The organism is Thermus albus (genome assembly GCF_022760855.1).
Classification (GTDB): Bacteria; Deinococcota; Deinococci; order Deinococcales; family Thermaceae; genus Thermus; species Thermus albus.
The window spans coordinates 1-19,923 of record NZ_JAKTNR010000012.1; the positions used below are offsets into that span (position 1 = coordinate 1).

The window sequence follows — 19,923 nt, forward strand, 5'->3', positions numbered from 1 at the left end:
CGGCTACGGTAAAGCGGGAAGGGGATGACTGGTACATCATCTTCGTCTGTGAGACGGAACCTAAGCCTCTACCTGAAAATCAAAAAGCTATCGGGATAGACCTGGGCACCAACCCCTACTTCCTTGTCACCTCGGAGGGCGAAATGATAGAAGCCCCCCGGTACTTCCAGAAGCCCCAGGCCAAGCTTGCTAATGCCCAAAGAAAGCTTTTCCAAAAGAAAAGGGGTAGCAACCGGTATAAGAAGGCCAGAGAAAGCATCGCCAAGTTACACCGTAAGATTGCTAATCAGCGCAAAGACTTCCACCACAAGCTTGCCAGGAGTCTTGTGAACCGTTATGGAACCATCGTTCACGAAGACCTGAACATCCTCGGACTGGCCCGCTCCTGCACCGCCAAGGGCGTACACGATGCGGGGTGGGCACAGTTTCTCCAAATCCTCGCCTACAAAGCGGCGGAAGCTGGTAGGCGGGTTGTGGGGGTAGACCCCAAACATACTAGCCAGGACTGCCCGGTGTGCGGGCACCGGGAGAGGAAACCCCTTTGGGTCAGGGAGTTCACCTGTCACTCTTGTGGGACTCCTCTTCACCGGGATGTGGCTGCGGCCATCAACATCTTGGCTAAGGCTCGGACGGAGCCTGCGGGGATGGGTACGGCGTGGGCCGTCCCGTGAGAACCGCGGTCACGGGCAAAAGCCCGTATCAGGCAGCCCCGTTCTACAAGATAGCCTTACGGCTGACCAGAACGGGGAGTCGTCACTCCGCTAAGGGGCACTACCAAACCCTCACACCTCGCTCCAAGCTGTACAGGTACACCACCGCCCCCGCATCCCAAGCCTGCGGGCGGCAGGCCACGGGGTAGGGCACCGGAGGGTACCCTTCCTCACGGGGAAAACCGCCCACCAACTCCGGCAACCTGCCATCCGGTTGGGAAAGGGCCAGCTCCCTCAAGGCCTCTGCTACCCTCCTTCCCTGCTCCAGAAGCCCATGACGGAAAAGGCCCCCCGCAAACAGGGCCGTGTCGTGAGGCCAGACCGAACCGTTGTGGTAGGAGAGGGGGTTGTAACGGGCCTCCCCCGTTCCCAGGGTGCGCAAGCCCCAGCCAGACCAGAGCTCCGGGGAAAAGAGGGTCTCCACCAGCTCCGGAACCAAGTCCTGGGCCACCGCCCCAGCCCACAGGAGATGGCCGGCGTTGGAGGTCTTTACCCGAAGGGGCTCCTTGTTGCGGTCCAGGGCCAGGGCATAAGTGCGGAGGTCTGGGAGCCAAAACCTCTCCTGGATGAGGGCGAAGAGCTCCTGCGCCCTCCGGCGCCAGCCCTCCGCAAGACCCTCCTCCCCCAGGGCCCGGTACAGCTTGGCCGCTTCCTGGTAGGCGGCGTAGGCGTAGCCCTGTACCTCGCTCACCGCCAAAGGTGGCTCGGCGAGCCGCCCGTCCCCATGGCTCATGGAGTCGTGGGAATCCTTCCAAGCCTGCACCGCTAGGCCCGATCCGCTGGGCTGGAACTCCAAAAACCCATCCCCATCCAGATCCGCTCGCTGTATCCAGCCAAGGGCCGCCTCCCAGTGGGGGCGGAGGGTCCGCACCAGGCTCAGATCGCCGGTGAGGTCCAAGTAGCGTCCCAGGAGCACCAGGAAAAGGGGCGTGGCGTCCACGGTCCCGTAGTAACGGGCAAAGGGAAGCCGCCCCGTACGGGAAAGCTCCCCCAGGCGGACCTCGTGCAGGATCTTCCCCGGTTCCTCCTCCCGCCAAGGGTCCCACGCGGTGCCCTGGCGTCGGGCCAGGTAGCGAAGGACCCCCTTGGCCACCTCCCTGCCCCAAGGGAGGATCATGAAAGCGGTGAGGAGGCTATCCCGGCCAAAGGGGGCCACGAACCAGGGAATGCCGGCAGCCGGCACCGGCCCTTCGGGGGTGGCCAACAAAAGGGCCCTCAGGTCCAGCACCGCCTGGCGCCACACCGGGCCCCAAGGCCCCGCCTCCTGGGGAAAGCCCGCCAAAAAGGCCTCGTAGTCAGGTAGCCTGGCGGGCATTTCCAGGGGACTCTCCAGCCGCACCTCCACGACCAGCTCTCCCCTACCCCTGGGGGGCAGCTGGAGGCGAAACCCCTCCGGAGGGGGCTCGGGGAGAAAGGCCACCCCCTGCTCCACCCCGTCGGGGGCCCGATAGTGGAGGCCATCCCTCTGGCTGGGCTGGGCGTGCCAGCCACGGGCCTGGAACATATCCACAAAGCTCCCCTGGACCTCCCACGCCACCCCCACTTCCAGGGGAAGGGCAGTGAGGTTGCGCCATTCCAGCCTCTCCACCACCTTTCCCCGGTGCACCTCCAGGACCCGCCGCAGGTACACCTCCCCATCGGGGCCCTCAAATCGGGCCCAGTCTTGGACCAGTCGGTCCGGCCTCGGGAAGCGGGTCTGTAGGAGGGTGAGTTCCGGACGGAACCGGAGACGGTAACGGGAGAGGAAGCGGGTATCGTGGCGGTAAAACCCCTCGGCCCCCTCCAGGGCAAACCCCTCCCCGTTCAGGACCAGGTAGGTGTCATCCTCCTTTAGCGGCACCACGTTCACTCCTTCACGGCCCCAAGGCTGGGGCCCTCAACAAAGTAGCGCTGGAAAAGGGCAAAGAGCACCAAGACCGGGATCATGGAGAGGAACCCCCCGGCCAGGATCAGACCCCAATCCCCCACCTGGCCGTAGGCGTTGCGGAAGGAGAGAAGGCCTAAGGGGAGGGTGTAGATCTCCCGGGGACTGGTCAGGACCACCAGGGGCCAGAAGAACTCGTTCCAGGTGCCCTGAAAGGTGAGAATGGCCAAAGCCCCCAAGGCGGGAGTGGACATGGGCAGGACGATGCGGAAGAGAATCCCTAGAGGGGTGGCCCCATCGATGAGGGCCGCCTCCTCCACCTCCCGGGGGATGGACTCAAAGAACTGCTTCATGAGGAAGACCGCCCCCGCACCTACTAGGCCTGATAGGACAAGGCCGGTGTAGGTGTTGAGGAGGGTTTCCACCCCAAAAAGGCGGGACAAGCCGAAGATACCGTCCTTAAGAACGAGGTAGTTGGAGATGAAGGTGACCTGGGCCGGCACCATCATGGAAAAGAGCATAAAAAGAAAAAGGGCGTGCTTTCCAGGGAAGCGCATCCGCGCCAGGGCGTACCCCGCCATGGAAGCGAAGATAAGGGTAGTGAGCACCTTCAGGGCCGCCAGGAAGAAGGAATTCAGGGTCCAGCGCAAAAAGAGGCTCTCCCCCGTTTCCAGGCTCCGGGTTTCCCGGAAGGCCCTCAGGTAGTTGTGAAAAACGTAGCCCAAAAGCCCGGGGACCACGTTGTCCCAGCTGGCCACCCTTCCCCGTCGCTCCAACCTGGTGGGATCCAGGCTGGCGCCCACCAGGACAACCCCCCGGGGAACCTCCAGGTCCAGGGGCACCCGCTCCAACACAGGCCCCTCTCCCGGGTAGAACAGGCGCAAGCGGTAACGGTAGACCATACCCTCCCGATCCCCCAACTGGGCTGGCCGGGCCTCTACCCGCACGGGCCCCTCCAGGCGCACGTGGTCTGCGGCGTACGGGGTTTCAAACACCGCCCCCATGCCCGCTCCCGGCTTCCTGCGCGAGATCTGGGCCAAAAGGGTGGGTTCTTGGCCCTCCGGGCTGAAGTAGGCCACCTCCAGGACCACCTCCCGCCCCGGAACCATGCCCCCTAGCCAAGGATTCCCCCCGCCCTCGAGGCCCAGGCGCCACGCCGCCACCCAGTTTTTGGGGCTCACCTGGGCAAACCGGAAGGAGAAGGGCCACTCCAGGGGATTGGCCTTAAGGCTGGCCAGAAACCCCATGGCAAAGGGCCCCACGAAGAAGACCCCGAAGGCCAGTAAAAGGCCGTAGGCCCAGGCCAAGCGGACCCAGAGGCGCCGGGCCTTTTCCATCAGGACCACCCCCTCTCCCCTACCCCGAAGCGCCGTTGCAGGAGGACCACGGCCAAGGTCAGGCCCGCCAGCACCAAGGCGGCTGCTGAGGCCAGGCCCACTCTTGGGGAGGCCCCCGGGGGGAAGACGTTCCCGTACACGTAGTAGGCCAGGGTGATGGTGCTCTCTAGAGGAGCCCCCCCAGCCCCGCCCACGAAGAGGACCTGGTCAAAGAGTTGTAGGGTTCCGATTAGGCCCAGGGTTACCACCAAAAAGAGCACCGGTCGTAGGAGGGGCAGGGTGATCCGGGTCAGGACCACCCAAGGGCTGGCCCCATCCAGGGCCGCCGCCTCGTAAAGGGTCTTGGGGATGCCTTTGAGCCCAGCCAACAAGATGACCATGAAGGTGGGGATGGTGGTGTAGGTGTTCATCAGGATGATGGCCCAAAGGGGATAGGGAAGCCCCAGAAAGGTGGTGCGGGTGGTGAGCCAAGGGATGTCCACCCTGACCTCCCAAGGCCTCACCCACCCTACCTGGACCAGGACGTAAACCCCCAGGAGGGCCAGAGCCAGGGACACCCAGGCTAGACCCGGGTCCAGTAGGGGAAGGGCCCTGCCCCTTCGTCGCCACCAGGCCACCCCCAGCCCCTGAACCAGGGCAAAAAGCACGAAACCCAACGCCAAAAAGGGCAGAGAACCCAAAAGGAATGAGAGGCCTTGGTTCACCACCCCGGTGCGCTGAAAGAGCCAAAGGAGGAGGAGGCTCGCCGCCGCGGTGGAAACCACCGAGGGCAGGTAGTAGAGGGTGCGGAAAAAGGTGACGCCCCGCAAGGGTCGGTTCAAGGCCAGGGCCAGGAGAAGGGCCAGGAGGGTCTGCAAGGTGGTCACGATCAGGCTGTAGGCCAAGGAGTGCTTTAGGGCCGTGAGGAAGAGGGGATCTTGTACCAAGCGCAGGTAATTGGCAAGGCCCACCCACCTAGGGGGGTCGAAGAGGTTGTAGTCGGTGAAGCTAAAGACCATGGCCCGGAGGAAGGCGTAGAGGAAAAAGACGCCGAGGGTGAAGAGAAAGGGTAAAAGGAGGAGAAGGGCGTAGAGGGCCTCAAGGGACGAGGCTTTTAGGCGCATAGGCCATCTCCTGGAGAAAGGTATTGGGGGGCGGCAGGCGCCACCCCCCAGGGCCCCAGGCTACCTCCTACCCGTGAGCCGGTCCAGGGCCGCCTGGGCCTCCCTTAGCGCCTGGTCCACACTCTTCTGACCGGTGATCACCGCCGCTAAGGCTTCGTTGATGGGCCGCATCCAGTCGCCTCCAAGCCCGCGGAAGCTAAATGGATAGACGTTGCCCCCTTGGGCCGTGGAGCCCAGGAAGACCACCCGGTTCAGCTCCGCCTCCTTGGTGGGCCTCTGGAAATAGGGGTTCTGCGCTAGGGCCTTGCGGCTGGGGATAGCCAGCCCCCGTTCCAAAACCCACTGCTGGGCCTGGGGCGAGGTTAGGGCCTTAAGGACTCTGGCAGCGGCCTCCTTGTTCTTGCTGGCGGCGTTTAGGCTCCAGGATACCGTGAACACAAAGTTGCCGCGCCTTTTGGTCATGGGGTCCAAGGGCAGGAAGGTGGTGCCGTAGCGCAGGTTGGGGGCTTTATCCCGGAGGAAACCGGCAATCCAGGCTCCCTCGATGGCCACCGCCGCCTTCTCCCCACCAAAGCACCCACCCGTCCAGCCCTCCCCTAGATCTTGGGCGAACCGGGCCGCTCCCCGACGCACCAACCCGGTGTACCACTCAAAAGCCCGGCGGAAGTTTTGGTCCAAGACCGTATGCCCCTGGGCGTCAAAGGGCTTCCATCCGGTCGCAAAGGCGAAGGCCCCGAAACGGGCGAAGTCCGCCACCAGGCAAAGCCCCGCCACGTCCTTGAGCCTGGTCTGCACTTGGCGCAGCTTGCCTTCCAAGGAATCCCAGGTGTCCTGCTGGTGGGGATAGGGCACCTGGGCCTCGTCAAAGAGGTCCTTGTTGTAGATGAGGGCCAGGGTGTTAAAGTCCTTGGGTATCCCGTAAAGCCGGCCCCTGTACGTAAAGGCCTGGACCAGGTTGGGCAAAAAGGCTTGGACCTCTTCTCGGCTGAAGTAGGCGTCCAGGGGCGCCACGCGCCCTGTGGCAAAGAGGCTTTCCGCCCAGAAGATGTCCACATAGAAGAGATCGGGAGCCGTGCCTGCCGAAAGGGCGTTAAAAAGCCACTGGGTGTAATCTCCCTCAATGGGTTCGTAAACCACCCGGATGTTCTCCCGGTCCAGCTGGCGCTGGACCACCTCCTTTAAGAGACCGGACACCACCGCTGTATCCGGGCCGCCCCAGCCGGATATCCGCACCTGGGTCTGGGCCATCGCCAAACCCAGCGCGGTTAGGGCCAACAGCAACCAGCGTTTCATGTTGTTCCTCCTTTCTTCTTTCAGCAGCCTCCTACGCCGAAAGCCTCCATGTTTTTCCCTTCTTATCCCACCTCCCTCCTTGCCGTGGAACCCCGGGGCACCAGCCAGACCGGCAGGCGCTTTCCGTAGGGTTCTTTCCCCTCCATGGCCTCCTTAAGGAGGGCCACCGCTTCCCGGGCCAAGATGGGGATGTCCTGGTGAACAGTGGTAAGGCCCTCTCCCACCTCAGGAAGATCGTCAAAGCCCACCACGCTCACTTGGGCGGGAACCCCAAGACCCAGGTCCTCCAAGGCCGCCCACGCTCCCTGGGCCATCTCGTCGGATGCGGCGAAAACCGCGGTAAACCGAACCCCCCGCTCCCAAGCCTGCCTAACAGCCCGGTAGGCGGCCAAGGCCTGAAACTTGCCGTCCAGGACCAGATCGGGACGGAAGGGAATGCCCGCTTCCCCAAGGGCCTTCCTGTAACCCTGAAGGCGCTCCCGACCCGCCTGGTGGTGCAGGTAGCCGGTGACATGGGCGATCGCTCGGTGCCCGAGCTCGAGGAGGTGCCGGGTGGCCTGGTAGGCACCCCCCACGTCGTCGGGGGCCACCCAGAAGACCCCCTCCTGCACCCCGATGAGCACGAAGGGCACCCCTTGTTGACGCAGAGCCTCTAGCCGGGGATCGTGGTCATGGGCTCCCAAAAGGATGTAGCCCCGGGCCTGGCCCAAAGGCAGCCCCCGTGAATCCCCCGGAACCTCAGCAACCCTAAGGCCCAGACGCCATAACTCCTCCCCCAGGGCCTCCAAGAGGAGGCTGAAGTAAGGGGTATACCGGGGTACCCCGGGAGGCACCAGGAGGCCTACCAAGGTGCTTTGTCCCACAAGTTCCCGGGCCGCCAGGTTGGGGACGAAGTTATGGGCCCGGGCCAGCTCCAAAATACGGGCCCGGGTTTCGGCCCTCACCCCGGGACGGTCGTTTAGGGCCCGGCTTACCGTACCAACGGAAACGTTTGCAAGCCTGGCTAACTCCTTAATGGTGAGCTTCCTATCTCGCATCATCGTAAACGTTTACGGCTAACCTGAGCTTAGCACCCACCTTCCTTCCCGTCAAGGGCTAAGTGGCCAGGGCCCACATTGACTTTTTGGCCCTTTAGAGAAAAGGGGGGTGTGGGGGGCTATAATCCCCCGGTTTTCAAACCGGGGATACATGGACCCCCCACGTGCCCCGCATGGGCACATGGCACATTTTGTCGTAGGTTTGCTATGATAACCCAAGTTGCCACCTAGGCAATCTTATTTGCGATGAGTCGGATGTTGTGGGCCAGGACGAAGGTGAGTACCTTCAGGACGAAACCTTCTGCCGTAACCGCATGGATGCGCCTAGGGAAGAGGTGATGGAGCATGCTCCCCACCGTCTCCACCACCCTCCGCCCCAGGATGGCCAGGCACTGCAGATGGGGTACATACCGCCGGCTACGGACCTGGCGGATGGGCATGGGCACGAGGCCTTGGGCCTCCTTGAGCAGGTCCTCGTAAAGGGAGCTGGTGTACCCCCGGTCCATGTAGAGTTCCTTTCCCTCATGGATGTCCAGGGGCAGGAGCAAGAAGGTGGTTCATTTGGGGTAGGGGCCCCAAAGAGGTCAGGTCATGGAAACTCCCTGGGCTCAGGTTCACCTCGCAGATAAATCGCCCATCATCCACCAAGAGGTGAAGCTTGTAGCCGTGAAAGAAGGTTCTTTTGCTGGGGATATAGCCCCGGTAGACCCCATCCGGGGCCAGGCGAGACCTTGGAGCGCGGATGTTCTCACAGACGGGGATGGGAAAGGTATCCAGGGCATAGCTTTGGGCGGTGTGGAGCTTCTGCCAGGCCCGGGATAGCAGGTGCAGGAGAGGGAGAAGATAGGGCTTTGCCCGGTGTAGGCGACGGTTGAAGCGACTGGGTGAGGGGACGTGGCTGAAAAGGTGGAGCTCCTTGGCCAAGGCTAGGGCCTTGGCGTGCTTGCCGCCAAGTTCCAAGGAGGCCAGGATGGCCAGGGTGCGGTTCATTTGGGGTGCAGGGGCCCCAAAGCGGTTCATTTGGGGTGCAGGGGCCCCAAAGAGGATGGCGCTGGTGGGCACCTTGGCTTGGGGATCGTCCCTATGTCCCAGGGCCTTGAGGGCATCATCTATGATGCAAAAGGCCACTATCGCTTGTCTCAGCATAGTGGCCACTATTTTTCAGGACCTGCCCGGCTAGGACAAGGGTAGGTAGCAACTTGGGTTACTATATCCCTATGGCGTGGCGGACCACGGACCTTTCCGATGCCAACCCTCAAGGGGAAACCCTGCCCATGGTCTTCAAGAGCTTTGGCGGAAAGGCCCGCTTCCAAGGACGGGTACGCACCCTCAAGGTGTTCCAGGACAACGCCTTGGTGCGAAGGATGTTGGAGGAGGAAGGAGCCGGCCAGGTGCTGGTGGTGGATGGGGGAGGCTCCTTGAAAACCGCCCTTTTGGGCGGCAACCTGGCCCGGCTAGCCTGGCAAAGGGGCTGGGCCGGGGTGGTGGTGCACGGGGCGGTGCGGGATGTGGAGGAACTCCGGGAGGTGCCCCTGGGCATCCTGGCCCTGGCGGCCACCCCCAGGAAAAGCGCCAAGGAGGGGCTGGGAGAGATGGATGCACCCCTTAGCCTCCCTTGGGCCACGGTTTTCCCGGGAAGCTTTCTTCTAGCAGACGAGGACGGGATCCTTCTCCTGCCCTCGCCCCCTGACGGCGGCCAAAGCGGCGGATGAGGTCCTCCTCCTTCAGGGCTAGGAGGGTGGGCCGGCCGTGGGGGCAGACCCAGGGGGTTTCGCACCCCAAAAGGGCGTCTAGAAGGGCCTGGCCTTGGGCCTGAGCCAAAGGATGCCCTGCCTTGACTGCGGGCAGACAGGCCAGACGGGCCAAGAGTTCCTTAAGGCTTTTCCCTTCCCCCTTCAAGGCCTCCTTGAAGACCTCGGGGAGCAACAGAGGGTAGGGGTGAAGAAAGGCCGGGGCCTTAAGGAGCCGGACCCTTCCCGGGCCGAAGGCCTCAAAGGCAAAGAGGCCCCCCAAGGCCTCCTCCCTTTCCGGAAGGAGGCCCTCCTCTAGGGGGGAAAGTTCCACCAGCACCGGGTAGGGAAGCTCCACTAGACCCTCCTCCTTTAGGCGCCTTTGGAACTCCTCGTAGATGACCCGCTCGTGGGCGGCGTGTTGGTCCACCACAAAAAGGGTCTCCCCCGCCTCCGCCAGGAGGTAGCTCTCCCTAAACTGCCCCAGGTAGCGCAGCCTGGGAAGCCCTGAGGGCGTGGGCGGACTCAGGGGCACAAGGGGCCTGGGCTCGGGAAGGCTTCGGGCCAGGTTTTGGCTTTGGAAGGCCTGGCGCAGGCTTTCCTCCAAGAAGGCCTCCACCTCCTGGGAAACCTCCACTTCCTCCTTCCGGGCATCCAACCGCAGGCGGAAGGCCCCTAGGGGCAGGGTGAGGTTCAAAACCCCCACGGGGAAATGCCCCTCCGGCAAAAGCTCCCGGTAGGCCCAGCGCACCACCTTTAGGAGCCTTTGGGGCCAGGCCACGGGGCGGCCATTGATGGCAAGAAAGAGAAGGTCGGGCCGGGTGCGGGAGGCCTGGGGCCCAGAAAGAAGCCCTTCCAGACGAAGGCTGCCAGCCTCTCCCTCCAAGTGGAGAAGCCTTTCCGCCAAAACCCGGCCAAAGGCCAGGCGGGCCGCTTCCTTAAGCCCCGCCCCGGGGAAGAGGAGCCGGGCCTCCCCCTCGGCGAAGAAGGCCAGGGAAAGCCAAGGATAGTGAAGGAGGTAGCGCCTTAAAAGCTCCCCCACCTCCTGCTCCGAGCCCCTCCCCGAAAACCCCACCACCTCCACCCGGGTCCCCGGAGGGGCCGGCGCCTCCTTAAGCTCCACCCCCTCCCGCCTGGCCACCAGCAACCCCCCGCCCACCTGGTAGCGGGGCCGGGAACGGATGCGGAGAAGGGCCCCTTGCCTGAGGGCATAGAGGGCCTGGCCGCGGAAGCCCAAGGTGGTTATCCGGTCCGGGTCTTCCAGCTTGCTGGTGGCAAAGGGCTCCACCGCCAAGGGAAGCTCGGCGAAGGGAATGCCCTCCCCGTCATCCTCCACCACGATCCTTTCCCCTCCGCCAAAAAGCTCCACCCGCACCCTTCTGGCCCCCGCGTCCAGGGCGTTTTCCAAGAGCTCCCGCACCGCATCCCTTAGGGAAAAGACCACCTCGCCCCAGGCCAGAAGCCCCCGGAGCTCCTCGGGAAGGATGCGGATCACCCCTTCATGGTATCCAAAGGGGTGCCCAGGGCCAAGGCCTTTAGCTCGTGGAGGAGGCGGAGGGCCTCGAGGGGGGTGAGGCTATTGGGGTCCAGGGCCAAAAGCCTTTCCAACACCGCCTCGGCCACCCCCTCCCTCCGGGCAGCCATGACCAGGAGGAGGGCCTTGGCCCTTTCCACCACCTCCCGAGGGAGCCCCGCCATGCGGGCCACCTCCACCCCGTAGCTCTTGGAGGCGGGACCAGGGAGGACCTGGTGGTAAAAGACCAAGCCCCCTTCCTCCTCCTTGGCGGCCACGTGCAGGTTCTTAAGCCGGGGCAGGGGCAAGGCGGTGAGCTCAAAGTAATGGGTGGCGAAAAGGGTGTAGCAGCGCCTTGCGTGCAGGGCCTCGGCCACGGCGGTGGCGATGGCCACCCCGTCCAAGGAGCTCGTCCCCCTCCCCACCTCGTCCAGGAGGACCAGGCTGCTTTCCGTAGCTTCCTTTAGGATTAAGGCCACCTCCTCCATCTCCACCATGAAGGTGCTCCGGCCTCCCGCCAGGTCGTCGGAGGCCCCGATGCGGGTGAGGATCCGGTCAAAGAGGGGAAGGATGGCCTCCTCTGCGGGCACAAAGCTGCCGATCTGGGCCAGAAGGGCGATGAGGGCCGTTTGGCGCAGGTAGGTGCTCTTCCCCGCCATGTTGGGCCCGGTGACCAGGACCAGCTCGTGGGCCATCTCCAGGTCGTTGGGGACAAAGCTAGTCCGCCTTTCCACCACCGGGTGCCGCCCCCCCCGGATGCGAAGATGCTCCGCAAAACGGGGCCGGGTGTAGCCTTGGCGCACCGCCACCTCCGCCAAGGCGGCGTAGACGTCCAGCTCCGCCAGGACCCGGGCCGCTTCCCTGAGGGCCTCGGCCTCCCCCTTGGCCTTTTCCCTAAGCTCCAGAAAGGCTTCCTCCTCCCGGCGGCGGATCTGGGCCTCGAGGCGGTAAAGCTCCCTTTCCCGCTCCTTGATCTCCGGCAGGGTGTAGCGTTGCCGGTCCTTGAGGGTCTGGACGGTCTTGTACTCGGGGGGAACCCGTTCGTAATAGGGCCGGGTCACCTCCAGGTAGTAACCGAAGACGGCGTTGTACCCCACCTTAAGGGTGGGAATACCGGTTCTCGCCTTCTCCCTCTCCTCCAGCTCCAGAAAATAGGCCACCCCCTCCCGCTGGGCCCGGCGCAGGGCGTCCAGGTGGGGGTCATAGCCCTCGCGGATAAGCCCCCCCTCGGAAAGCTTTAGGGGAGGATCCTCCACCAACGCGGCCTTGAGCTCCTCCAGAAGGGGTGTCAGGTCCGGCAAGACCACCTCCTCCCCAAGAAGGGCGGTGATCTCCGGAAGTATTTCCAGGCTACGCCGCAAAGACCCCAGGTCCCGGGGGCTTGCCCGTCCCATCTCCAGCCGGGTGGCAAGCCGCTCCAGGTCCGCCAGGCGGAAGAGGAGCCGCCTCACCCCCTCCCGCAAGGCCCCCTCCCCCACGAACCGCTCCACCCGGTCCAGGCGGGCCTGGATGGGCCCTTCCTCCACCAGGGGGTGGCGAAGCCAGCTTTGGAGAAGCCTGCGGCCAAAGGCGGTGCGGGTCTCGTCCAACACGCCAAAAAGGGTGTCCTGCCCCCGGATGGGCTCAAAGACCTCGAGGGCCCTTAAGGTGGCCTCCGAAAGGCGCATGAAGGCCCCAGGGTCATAGAGGCGAAAGGGCCTGGGGGAGAACCCTTCCCCTTGCGTCCAGCGGGCGTACCAAAGGAGCGCCCCCTGGACCCGGCGCAGGGCCAAGGGCCCCTCGCCCACGGGATCGAAGGGGGCCTGGGAGAGCATCACCGGAAAACGCTTCTGAAACTCCTCCACAAACGCCCCGTTCTCCCGTAACTCCGGCGCCAAAAGCACCTCCGCAGGCCGGTGGCGGAATAGCTCGTCGTAAAGGGCGCTTTTGCCCTTAAGGAGCGTCCCCTTAAACTCCCCCGTGGACACGTCCAAAAAGGCCACCCCAAACCCGTCCCCCGTGGCCACGGCCGCCAGGTAGTTGGCCTCCTTAGGCAGAAGGGCCTCCTGCACCAAGGTGCCCGGGGTGAGGAGCTGGGTCACCTCCCGCCTTACCAGGCCCTCGGCCTCCTCCGCGGGCTCCACCTGGTCGGCCACGGCCAAGCGGAAACCCATCCTGAGAAGCCTTTCCGCATAGGCGTCAAAGGCCCGGATGGGAATCCCCGCCATGGGGGTGGTGAAGTCCTTGCTGGACTTGTGGGTGAGGACCAGGCCCAAGGCCCGGGCCAGCCTTTCGGCATCCTCTCCGAAGCACTCGTAGAAATCCCCCACCTGGAAGAGGAGGAGGTACTCCGGGTACCGGTCCCTTAGCTCCACATATTGTTGGAGAAGGGGGGGAAGGGGGCCTGGACCCTCGCCCTTCAGCATAGCTCCTAGCATAACCCTGGTATACCCCTATAGAGGGCCTTTCCTACAAACTCTTGTCCAAGGGACAGATTAGAGCATACCCACACTTGACCGGGGAATGGTTTCCCCTTAGGATGCAAGGAAGGATAGGGACAAACATCATTCCATCGCGGCTACTCCCTGTCCTAAGTAAGGGGGTAACAATGGAAAAGCCCATTAATCGCAGGCGGCTTCTCACAATGTTAGGCGTAGGAGGTGCTCTGGCGGCCCTTCGTCCCAGCATGGCCCAGGTGTCTTCCCAGGCGGAAACCCCCCTTCCCTCCTTCACGGGGCCCGGCCCTAACCCCTACTGGAATGGGGTCCTGCCCTATGTCGTCTACCCCCAGAAGCTGCCCCTCCTGCGCCTTACGGACAGGCCCGTGCAGTTGGAAACACCAAGGCACTACTTCCGAACCGTTTTCACGCCTAACGAAGCGTTCTATGTTCGCTATCACCTAGATGAAATCCCAAATGAGATTGATCTGTCCCAATGGCGTCTCAAGCTTGAAGGCAATTTCGAGCGTCCCTTGGAGCTTAGCTTTGAAGATCTCCTGACCAAATTCAGATCCGTCTCGCTGGCCGCCGTCAACCAGTGCTCCGGCAACTCCCGTAGCCGCCTCCAACCCAGGGTACCTGGTGGGCAATGGGGTAACGGGGCCATGGGCAACGCCCTTTGGACGGGGGTACGGCTAAAGGACCTGTTGGAGGCCGCGGGGGTAAAGCCCGGAACCGTCCAGATCCAGTTTGAAGGCCTTGAACGAGGCAAGGGACCGGAGAACCTGGGGTCACACCGTTTCATGAAGTCCTTGGACGTGAACGACCCCCTGATTGAGGAAGCCATCGTGGCCTACCTCATGAACGGGGAACCCCTGCCCATGTTGAACGGCTTCCCCGTTCGCCTGGTGGTGCCGGGTATAACCGCCACCTACTGGCTCAAGCACCTCACCTGGATCCGGGCCCTTACCGAGGAGGACAAAAACTTCTGGATGGCCACGGCCTACAAGGTACCCGACACCCCCAACGGCTCCACCACCCCTGAGGACGTGGCGGCCGGAAAGGTGAAGTTTGTTCCCATCGGCCGCTTCAGGATGCCGGTGCGCTCCTTCATCATTGATCCCGATGGGAGCAGCCCCCTGGTGGTGGGGATGCCGGTGAAGATAAGGGGCGTAGCCTTCAGCGGGTACGGAAAGGTGGTCAAGGTGGAGGTCTCCACCGACGACGGCCAAACCTGGCGCTCCGCCCTCCTGGGACCCGATTACGGCAAATACTCCTTCCGCACCTACGAGTACACCTGGCGCCCCACCAAGCCCGGAAAATACGTCATTGCCGTGCGGGCCACGGATGAAAAGGGCAACGTCCAACCCGATACCCCTGTGTGGAACCCTGGAGGCTATTTCTGGAACAAGATCGAGCGCCAAGAAGTGGTGGTGTTGGCAGCCAAGTAGCAAGTAGGAGGAAGTCATGAAGAAGAAACTGGTTGCGCTGGTACTGCTTTTAGGTTTGGGCTTCGTCGCGGCCGAGGTCCCAGGTGTGGTGCGGGGCCAATGGACCCAAGGCGATCTGGGAACCATCCTTCAACCCGCACCTGCGGCAGCTGGGGAGGGGTCCACCATAAACATCGGCCCGCTACCCTTGTATACTGCCGAGCTTGCTGATGGAGAGGGGAAGGAATTGGTCATGGCCTACTGCTCCATCTGCCACAGCGTGACCTACATCCCCATGCAGCCCCCCTTGGCCAACTGGAAACCCACCATGGACAAGATGCTGAAGACCTACGGTGGGGAAAAGTTTATTCCCGCTGAGGCTGCGGAAAAGATCCTGGCCTATCTCCAAGCCCACTACACCCCAGAGACGCGCAAGCAATGAACCGGGTTATCTCCCTTCACCTGGGCCTGGGCTCGGGTTTACCCAAGCCCCAGGTGGAAAGCTTGGAGCTCCTTGCCGGTTTCGGCGCCAAAGGGGACCGGCACGCGGGCAAAGACCCCGAGCGGGCGGTATTGGTGGCGGGGCTTCCCGCCTACGAGAGGGCTAGGGAAGCGGGGATTGAGCTCCCCTTTGGGGCCTTAGGGGAGAACCTCCTCCTGGACCTTGACCCCCATGCCCTTCCCCCAGGTGCCCGGCTGAGGGTGGGGGAGGCCCTTTTGGCGTTCTCCTACGTGTGCACGGTTTGCTCCAGCCTTTCCCAGTTTGACTTAAGGCTTCCCAAGCTCCTCTATGGGGGACGGGGGCTATACGCCCGGGTCCTGGAGGGAGGTGTGGTGCGGGTGGGGGACCCGGTGCAGCTCCTGGTAACCGTCTAGCCCATCCTTAAACTGAGGGCCCTGGAGGAGCTTCCAGGGCCCTGATCTTTATCAAGGACTAGACGGGCATCCCCCTGGGAACCTGGAAGGCCCAGTAGGCGGGCCTTTCCCCTTTGGGCTCGTTCAGCACCTCAATCCGGCCCTCGAGGCCCGCCTCCACTTCCTTGCGTTCCTTCAGATAGTCCATGAAGCTTTCCGCATCGCTGAAACCGGTATCCACCCGGTAGCCCTGAGCCTCCTTGAGCACGGTGAAGCCGTCGCCCCCTGCCGCGATGAAGCTATTCACCACCACCCGGTAGGTGGCCTCGAGGTCCAGGGGCACGTAACCGGTCTCGGCCCTCACCTCCACCCGCACCACCCGGTCCCCCACGGGGCGGGAGAGGTCAAAGGCATAGCGCAGGCCGGAAACCTGGAGGAAGCGGCCCGCCGTCTGCTCCCACTGGGAAACCCCGTTCTCCAACGCCGCCTTGATCTCCTTGCCCTTTAGGTCCATCACCACCAGGGTATTGCCGAAGGGCAGGACCTCGTAGACCTTTCCCACGGTGATGGGACCCTTGGGAATGGAAGCCCGGATCCCCCCGCCGTTTTGCAGGGCGATCCGCACCCCCGCATTCCGCGTCTTCCACACCATGCCGTCGGCGATCAGGTTCCCCAGGTTGCTCTCCCGCCTGCGCACGATGGCCCTTTCCCCGATGAGGTCCACCTTGGCCTGGGCGACCACCTGCCCCATCAGGGCCAAGACCGGCTGGGCATAAGCCAGGAGGGCTTCTTTAGCGAAGAAGTCCTCGGGGGCCACCTCGGGGGTCATGAGGAAGGGTTCGCCCTTGTAGGCCACCACCTCCCCCTTGGCGTCAAAGGTCACCTCCAGGACACCCACCACCTTGCCCCACTCCCAGGCCTGGACCACCAGGACATCCTTGCCCTCGGGGTTCTTCACCACCGTGGGGTAGGGCCCCGCCGGGGCCAGTTCCTTGTGGGGGAAGCTGCCCAAGAGGGTGTGGGAGTGTCCGCCCACGATCACCTGGACCCCCACAAGCCTCCGGGCCAGCTTCAAGTCCTCCCCGTAACCCAGGTGGGAAAGGACCACGATCTTGTTAACTCCCTTTTGCAAAAGCTCGTACACCGCCTTCTGGGCGGACTCATAGGGGTCCAGGAAGTCCACAGTGGGTCCGGGGTTGGCGATTTCCCGGGTATCCGGGGTGGTGAGGCCGATCACCCCTACCTTTTCCCCCCCCACCACCACCACGGCATAAGGGGCAAAAAGGCCCTTCAGCTTAGGCTCCCGCTCTACCCCTACGTTGGCGGAGACCACCTTGAACCGGGCCCCCTTCAAAAACTCCGCCAAGGGGCCAGGCCCCAGGTCAAACTCGTGGTTGCCCAGGGCCATGACCCGGTATAGGGCCCGGTGCATGAAATAGCGGTCCGCCAGGCCCCGGTACTGGTTGAAATAGAGGGTACCCTGGAAGACATCCCCCGCATCCAGGAAAAGGAGGTTCTTCCGGCTGGCCCTAAGGCGGTCAAAGAAGGCGATCCGCTGGGCCACACCCCCTACCCGCACTTTCTTCCCGGAAAGGGTGAGCTCCATGGGCTCCAGGTGGGCATGGGTGTCGTTGGTGTGCACCAGGGTGAGGGTAAACCCCCCCTGGGCCCGCCCCAAGCCTAGGCCCGCCAAGCCTAAAGCCGCTCCCGCCTTCAATACTTCACGCCGTTTATACATACCCGACCTCCAGGCCTTAGTCTACCCAAAGCCCGGTCAGGGGACGGTCAAGGAGCCAAGGCCCCCACAGACTTTCGGGGTGACACAATAACCCTTGACAACATGCACAAGATGGCTGTACACTTTGCACAATCTGCTGGGGGTAAGTGGATTAAGCCCGGCCTCGGCAGGTCAAGGAGGCAAAAATGGCGTACACCAAAGCAGAAATCCTCAAGGCGCTCAAGGCGGAGAAGGTGAGGTTCCTGAGGCTCCAGATCACCGACATCCTGGGGGTGGTCAAGAACGTGGAGGTCCCCGAGTCCCAGTTTGAGAAGGCCCTGGACGGGGAGATCATGTTTGACGGCTCCTCCATTGAGGGCTTCACCCGGATTGAGGAATCGGACATGCTCCTCAAGCCCGACTACAACACCTTCGTCATCCTGCCCGAGGCCCTGGAAGACCCCGGACGGGGCCGGGTGGCCCGGCTCATCTGCGACGTGGCCTACCCCGATGGCCGCCCCTTTGAGGGGGACCCCCGGTACGTGTTGAAGCGCCAGGTGGAACGGCTGCAAAAGCTAGGCTTTGACAACATGTATGCGGGCCCCGAACCGGAATTCTTCCTCTTCCTGCGCACGCCCGACGGCCTGCCCACGGTGGAAACCCACGACCGGGCGGGCTACTTTGACCTGGCCCCCATTGACAAGGGCGAGGAAGCCCGGCGGGACATGGTGAACGTATTGGTGGCCATGGGCTTTGAGATTGAGGCCTCCCACCACGAGGTGGCCCCGGGCCAGCACGAGATTGACTTCAAGTACGCGGAGGCCCTCACCACCGCCGACAACATCGCCACCTTCAAGTGGGTGGTGAAGCGGGTGGCCCTGAACCACGGCCTCCACGCCACCTTCCTGCCCAAGCCCATCCGGGGCATCAACGGCAGCGGCATGCACACCCACCTCTCCCTCTTCAAGAACGGGGAAAACGCCTTCTACGACCCCAAGGCCGAGTACCAGCTCTCTAAGACCGCCCTCCACTTCATCGCCGGGCTCCTGGAGCACGCCGAGGGCATGGTGGCCATCACCAACCCCCTGGTGAACTCCTACAAGCGCCTCACCCCGGGGTACGAGGCCCCCACCAACATCGCCTGGTCGGCAGCCAACCGCTCGGCCATGATCCGTGTCCCCGCCCGCCGGGGCGTGGGTACCCGGGCGGAGCTAAGGATGCCCGACCCCTCCGCCAACCCCTACCTGGCCCTGGCGGTCATGGCCGCTGCCGCCATAGACGGGATGGAGCGCAAGCTCCTCCCCCCACCCCCCATCCAGCGCAACATCTACCAGATGAGCGTGCGGGAAAGGCGCAAGCACAAGATCCGCGAGCTTCCCGGAACCCTAAGGGAGGCCCTCGAGGCCCTGAGGAAAGACCCCGTGATCCGCGAGGCCTTGGGCGAGCATGTCTATACCCACTTCCTCCAGGCCAAGCAGATGGAGTGGGACGACTACCGGGTCACGGTCCACCAGTGGGAGCTGGACCAGTACCTGGCCACGTACTAAGGGTGGGTATTGGGCCCCTCCTCCTTCCGGAGGGGGGGCTGACCCATGGGTCAGGCATAAACTTACGAGGGGGCATTGACAAGAACCGGTACCCCCCCCTTAGAATGGGGCCGCAACGTGAGCGCGTGCTCTTAAGGAGGTGCGTATGAGGAAAATCGGCTTGCTGGTAGCAGGTGTGGCCGCCTTGGGCATGGCCCTAGGCCAGGCCAACGTCATCAAGATCGCCACCCAGTCTCCCCTCTCCGGCCCCCAGGCCGCCTTGGGGGAACAGATCAAGCTGGGGGCGGAGCTGGCCATCGAGGAGGCCAAGGCCAAGTTCAAGGCCCTAGGCTTTGACCTGGTCCTGGTCCCCTACGACGACCAGGCCAACCCCGACGTGGGCGTGGCCAACGCCAACCGCATCATCAACGACCCCGACATCCTGGGCGTGGTGGGCCACCTGAACTCCGGCGTGGCCATCCCCTCCAGTGAGGTCTACGCCCGGGTGAACCTGGTCATGGTCTCCCCCGCCAACACCAACCCCCGGGTCACGGACCGCAAGCTCCCCAACGTGAACCGTATCTGTGGGCGTGACGACGTCCAGGGTCCGGTGGGCGCCGAGTACGCCTTCAACAACCTGAAGGTAAAGAACGTCTTCGTCATCCACGACAAAACCGCCTACGGCCAGGGCCTGGCGGAGGAGTTCAAGAAGCGCCTCGAGGCCCTGGGCGGCAAGGCCGTGGCCTTCGTGGGCACCGAGGAAACCTCCAACTTCGTGCCCATCATCAACCAGATCCGCGGGGCCCGGCCCGTGCCCGAGCTCATCTACTTCGGGGGCATCTACAGCCAGATCGGGCCCTTCGTGAAGCAGCTCCGGGAGCGGGGCGTCAAGACCCGGGTCATGGGCGGGGACGGGCTTGACTCCAGCGAGTTCGTACGCCTGGCGGGCAAGGAGAACGCCGCCGGTACCTTCTACACCACGGTGGCCGGCCCCGTTTCCGCCTTCCCCAAGGCCAAGGCGGTGGCCCAGCGCTTTAAGCAGAAGTACGGCAAGGACCTGGAGGGCTTCGGCATCTACGCCTACGACTCCGCCAACGTGCTCCTCGCCGCCCTGGAGGCTGCCATCAAGGCGGCAGGCAATAAGAAGCCCACCCGGGAGCAGGTGGCCCAAGCGGTACGCCAGGTGAAGATGGAAGGCCTCACCGGCACCATTGAGTTTGACGACAAGGGCGACAACAAAAAGGCCAAGTACTTCGTGATGCAGGTGGCCTCCACCGGCAACTGGGCGGACAACAAGCTGATCCGGGTCATTGAGATGGCTGCCCCAGGCGCCAGGTAGACGGGGACTCCAACCCAAGGGGGTGGCCTTAAGGCCACCCCCTTGGCCCGGA

15 protein-coding genes and 1 pseudogene are annotated in these 19,923 nt (G+C 63.5%); 7 read left to right on the plus strand and 9 right to left on the minus strand.

What is annotated here, in order from left to right; genetic code table 11:
• On the plus strand, positions 1-671 hold a 671-nt coding region (locus L0D18_RS10480; protein ID WP_243028910.1), incomplete at its 5' end, for an RNA-guided endonuclease InsQ/TnpB family protein.
• Positions 672-771: 100 nt separating this feature from the next.
• Here L0D18_RS10480 and L0D18_RS10485 read toward each other — a convergent pair.
• From L0D18_RS10485 to L0D18_RS10515, 6 genes and pseudogenes are all read right to left on the minus strand, one after another.
• Positions 772-2,559, minus strand: a complete 1,788-nt coding sequence (locus L0D18_RS10485; protein WP_341474595.1) for a glycogen debranching N-terminal domain-containing protein — start codon at positions 2,557-2,559, stop codon at positions 772-774.
• Positions 2,556-3,911 carry a carbohydrate ABC transporter permease gene (locus L0D18_RS10490; protein WP_243028912.1) on the minus strand — a complete coding sequence of 452 codons (1,356 nt, stop codon included), beginning with the start codon at positions 3,909-3,911 and terminating at the stop codon, positions 2,556-2,558. Before L0D18_RS10490 ends, L0D18_RS10485 begins: the two co-directional genes overlap by 4 nt.
• Positions 3,911-5,014 carry a carbohydrate ABC transporter permease gene (locus tag L0D18_RS10495; protein ID WP_243028913.1) on the minus strand — a complete coding sequence of 368 codons (1,104 nt, stop codon included), beginning with the start codon at positions 5,012-5,014 and terminating at the stop codon, positions 3,911-3,913. The genes L0D18_RS10490 and L0D18_RS10495 overlap by 1 nt, the downstream gene beginning before the upstream one ends.
• Positions 5,015-5,074: 60 nt before the next feature.
• Positions 5,075-6,307, minus strand: coding sequence for an ABC transporter substrate-binding protein (locus tag L0D18_RS10500; protein ID WP_243028915.1), 1,233 nt, complete (start codon positions 6,305-6,307; stop codon positions 5,075-5,077).
• 62 nt (positions 6,308-6,369) lie between these two features.
• A complete protein-coding gene (locus tag L0D18_RS10505; RefSeq protein WP_243028916.1) occupies positions 6,370-7,347 on the minus strand; it encodes a LacI family DNA-binding transcriptional regulator in 978 nt (325 codons plus the stop codon).
• 224 nt (positions 7,348-7,571) lie between these two features.
• Positions 7,572-8,490 (minus strand): annotated as a pseudogene (locus L0D18_RS10515) (transposase).
• 71 nt (positions 8,491-8,561) lie between these two features.
• Here L0D18_RS10515 and rraA point away from each other — a divergent pair.
• Positions 8,562-9,056 carry a ribonuclease E activity regulator RraA gene (rraA, locus tag L0D18_RS10520; protein WP_243028919.1) on the plus strand — a complete coding sequence of 165 codons (495 nt, stop codon included), beginning with the start codon at positions 8,562-8,564 and terminating at the stop codon, positions 9,054-9,056.
• On the opposite strand, the gene mutL is transcribed toward rraA, so the two are convergent.
• Together mutL and mutS are read right to left on the minus strand one after the other, a co-directional pair.
• Complete coding sequence (gene mutL, locus L0D18_RS10525) at positions 8,950-10,569, minus strand: DNA mismatch repair endonuclease MutL (protein WP_243028920.1); 1,620 nt, start codon at positions 10,567-10,569, stop codon at positions 8,950-8,952. The two genes, rraA and mutL, sit on opposite strands and share 107 nt — an antisense overlap.
• Entirely contained in the window at positions 10,566-12,992 is a 2,427-nt protein-coding gene (gene mutS / locus L0D18_RS10530; protein WP_243028921.1) for a DNA mismatch repair protein MutS, read from the minus strand. Before mutS ends, mutL begins: the two co-directional genes overlap by 4 nt.
• A 260-nt stretch (positions 12,993-13,252) precedes the next feature.
• Between mutS and L0D18_RS10535 the strand changes: the two genes are divergently transcribed.
• From L0D18_RS10535 to L0D18_RS10545, 3 genes are read left to right on the plus strand one after another with little or no spacing between them, the layout of a single operon-like run.
• Positions 13,253-14,455: a molybdopterin-dependent oxidoreductase gene (locus L0D18_RS10535; RefSeq protein ID WP_243028978.1), complete on the plus strand. Its 1,203-nt coding sequence runs from the start codon at positions 13,253-13,255 to the stop codon at positions 14,453-14,455.
• Positions 14,456-14,471: 16 nt separating this feature from the next.
• The gene (locus tag L0D18_RS10540) at positions 14,472-14,876 is read left to right on the plus strand and encodes a sulfide dehydrogenase (protein WP_243028922.1); all 405 of its coding nucleotides are present in this window, start codon (positions 14,472-14,474) and stop codon (positions 14,874-14,876) included.
• Positions 14,873-15,310 carry an MOSC domain-containing protein gene (locus L0D18_RS10545; protein WP_243028923.1) on the plus strand — a complete coding sequence of 146 codons (438 nt, stop codon included), beginning with the start codon at positions 14,873-14,875 and terminating at the stop codon, positions 15,308-15,310. Before L0D18_RS10540 ends, L0D18_RS10545 begins: the two co-directional genes overlap by 4 nt.
• A gap of 58 nt (positions 15,311-15,368) precedes the next feature.
• Here L0D18_RS10545 and L0D18_RS10550 read toward each other — a convergent pair whose 3' ends face one another.
• The gene (locus L0D18_RS10550) at positions 15,369-17,027 is read right to left on the minus strand and encodes a bifunctional metallophosphatase/5'-nucleotidase (RefSeq protein ID WP_243028924.1); all 1,659 of its coding nucleotides are present in this window, start codon (positions 17,025-17,027) and stop codon (positions 15,369-15,371) included.
• A gap of 185 nt (positions 17,028-17,212) precedes the next feature.
• On the opposite strand from L0D18_RS10550, the gene glnA reads away from it, so the two are divergent.
• Both glnA and L0D18_RS10560 read left to right on the plus strand, forming a co-directional pair.
• Positions 17,213-18,553, plus strand: a complete 1,341-nt coding sequence (glnA, locus tag L0D18_RS10555) for a type I glutamate--ammonia ligase (RefSeq protein ID WP_243028926.1) — start codon at positions 17,213-17,215, stop codon at positions 18,551-18,553.
• Between the two features lie 145 nt (positions 18,554-18,698).
• Positions 18,699-19,871 (plus strand): branched-chain amino acid ABC transporter substrate-binding protein, encoded by a 1,173-nt coding sequence (locus L0D18_RS10560; protein ID WP_243028928.1) that lies wholly within the window; start codon positions 18,699-18,701, stop codon positions 19,869-19,871.
• The last annotated feature ends 52 nt before the right edge of the window (positions 19,872-19,923 follow it).

Excerpts from the sequence above, each read along its gene's own strand:
- rraA (WP_243028919.1), top strand. The coding sequence starts at position 8,562 with ATGGCGTGGCGGACCACGGACCTTTCCGATGCCAACCCTCAAGGGGAA.
- glnA (WP_243028926.1), top strand. The coding sequence starts at position 17,213 with ATGGCGTACACCAAAGCAGAAATCCTCAAGGCGCTCAAGGCGGAGAAG.
- L0D18_RS10500 (WP_243028915.1), bottom strand. The coding sequence starts at position 6,307 with ATGAAACGCTGGTTGCTGTTGGCCCTAACCGCGCTGGGTTTGGCGATG.
- L0D18_RS10550 (WP_243028924.1), bottom strand. The coding sequence starts at position 17,027 with ATGTATAAACGGCGTGAAGTATTGAAGGCGGGAGCGGCTTTAGGCTTG.
- L0D18_RS10490 (WP_243028912.1), bottom strand. The coding sequence starts at position 3,911 with ATGGAAAAGGCCCGGCGCCTCTGGGTCCGCTTGGCCTGGGCCTACGGC.
- L0D18_RS10495 (WP_243028913.1), bottom strand. The coding sequence starts at position 5,014 with ATGCGCCTAAAAGCCTCGTCCCTTGAGGCCCTCTACGCCCTTCTCCTC.
- L0D18_RS10545 (WP_243028923.1), top strand. The coding sequence starts at position 14,873 with ATGAACCGGGTTATCTCCCTTCACCTGGGCCTGGGCTCGGGTTTACCC.
- mutS (WP_243028921.1), bottom strand. The coding sequence starts at position 12,992 with ATGCTGAAGGGCGAGGGTCCAGGCCCCCTTCCCCCCCTTCTCCAACAA.
- L0D18_RS10505 (WP_243028916.1), bottom strand. The coding sequence starts at position 7,347 with ATGATGCGAGATAGGAAGCTCACCATTAAGGAGTTAGCCAGGCTTGCA.
- L0D18_RS10560 (WP_243028928.1), top strand. The coding sequence starts at position 18,699 with ATGAGGAAAATCGGCTTGCTGGTAGCAGGTGTGGCCGCCTTGGGCATG.
- L0D18_RS10535 (WP_243028978.1), top strand. The coding sequence starts at position 13,253 with ATGGCCCAGGTGTCTTCCCAGGCGGAAACCCCCCTTCCCTCCTTCACG.
- L0D18_RS10540 (WP_243028922.1), top strand. The coding sequence starts at position 14,472 with ATGAAGAAGAAACTGGTTGCGCTGGTACTGCTTTTAGGTTTGGGCTTC.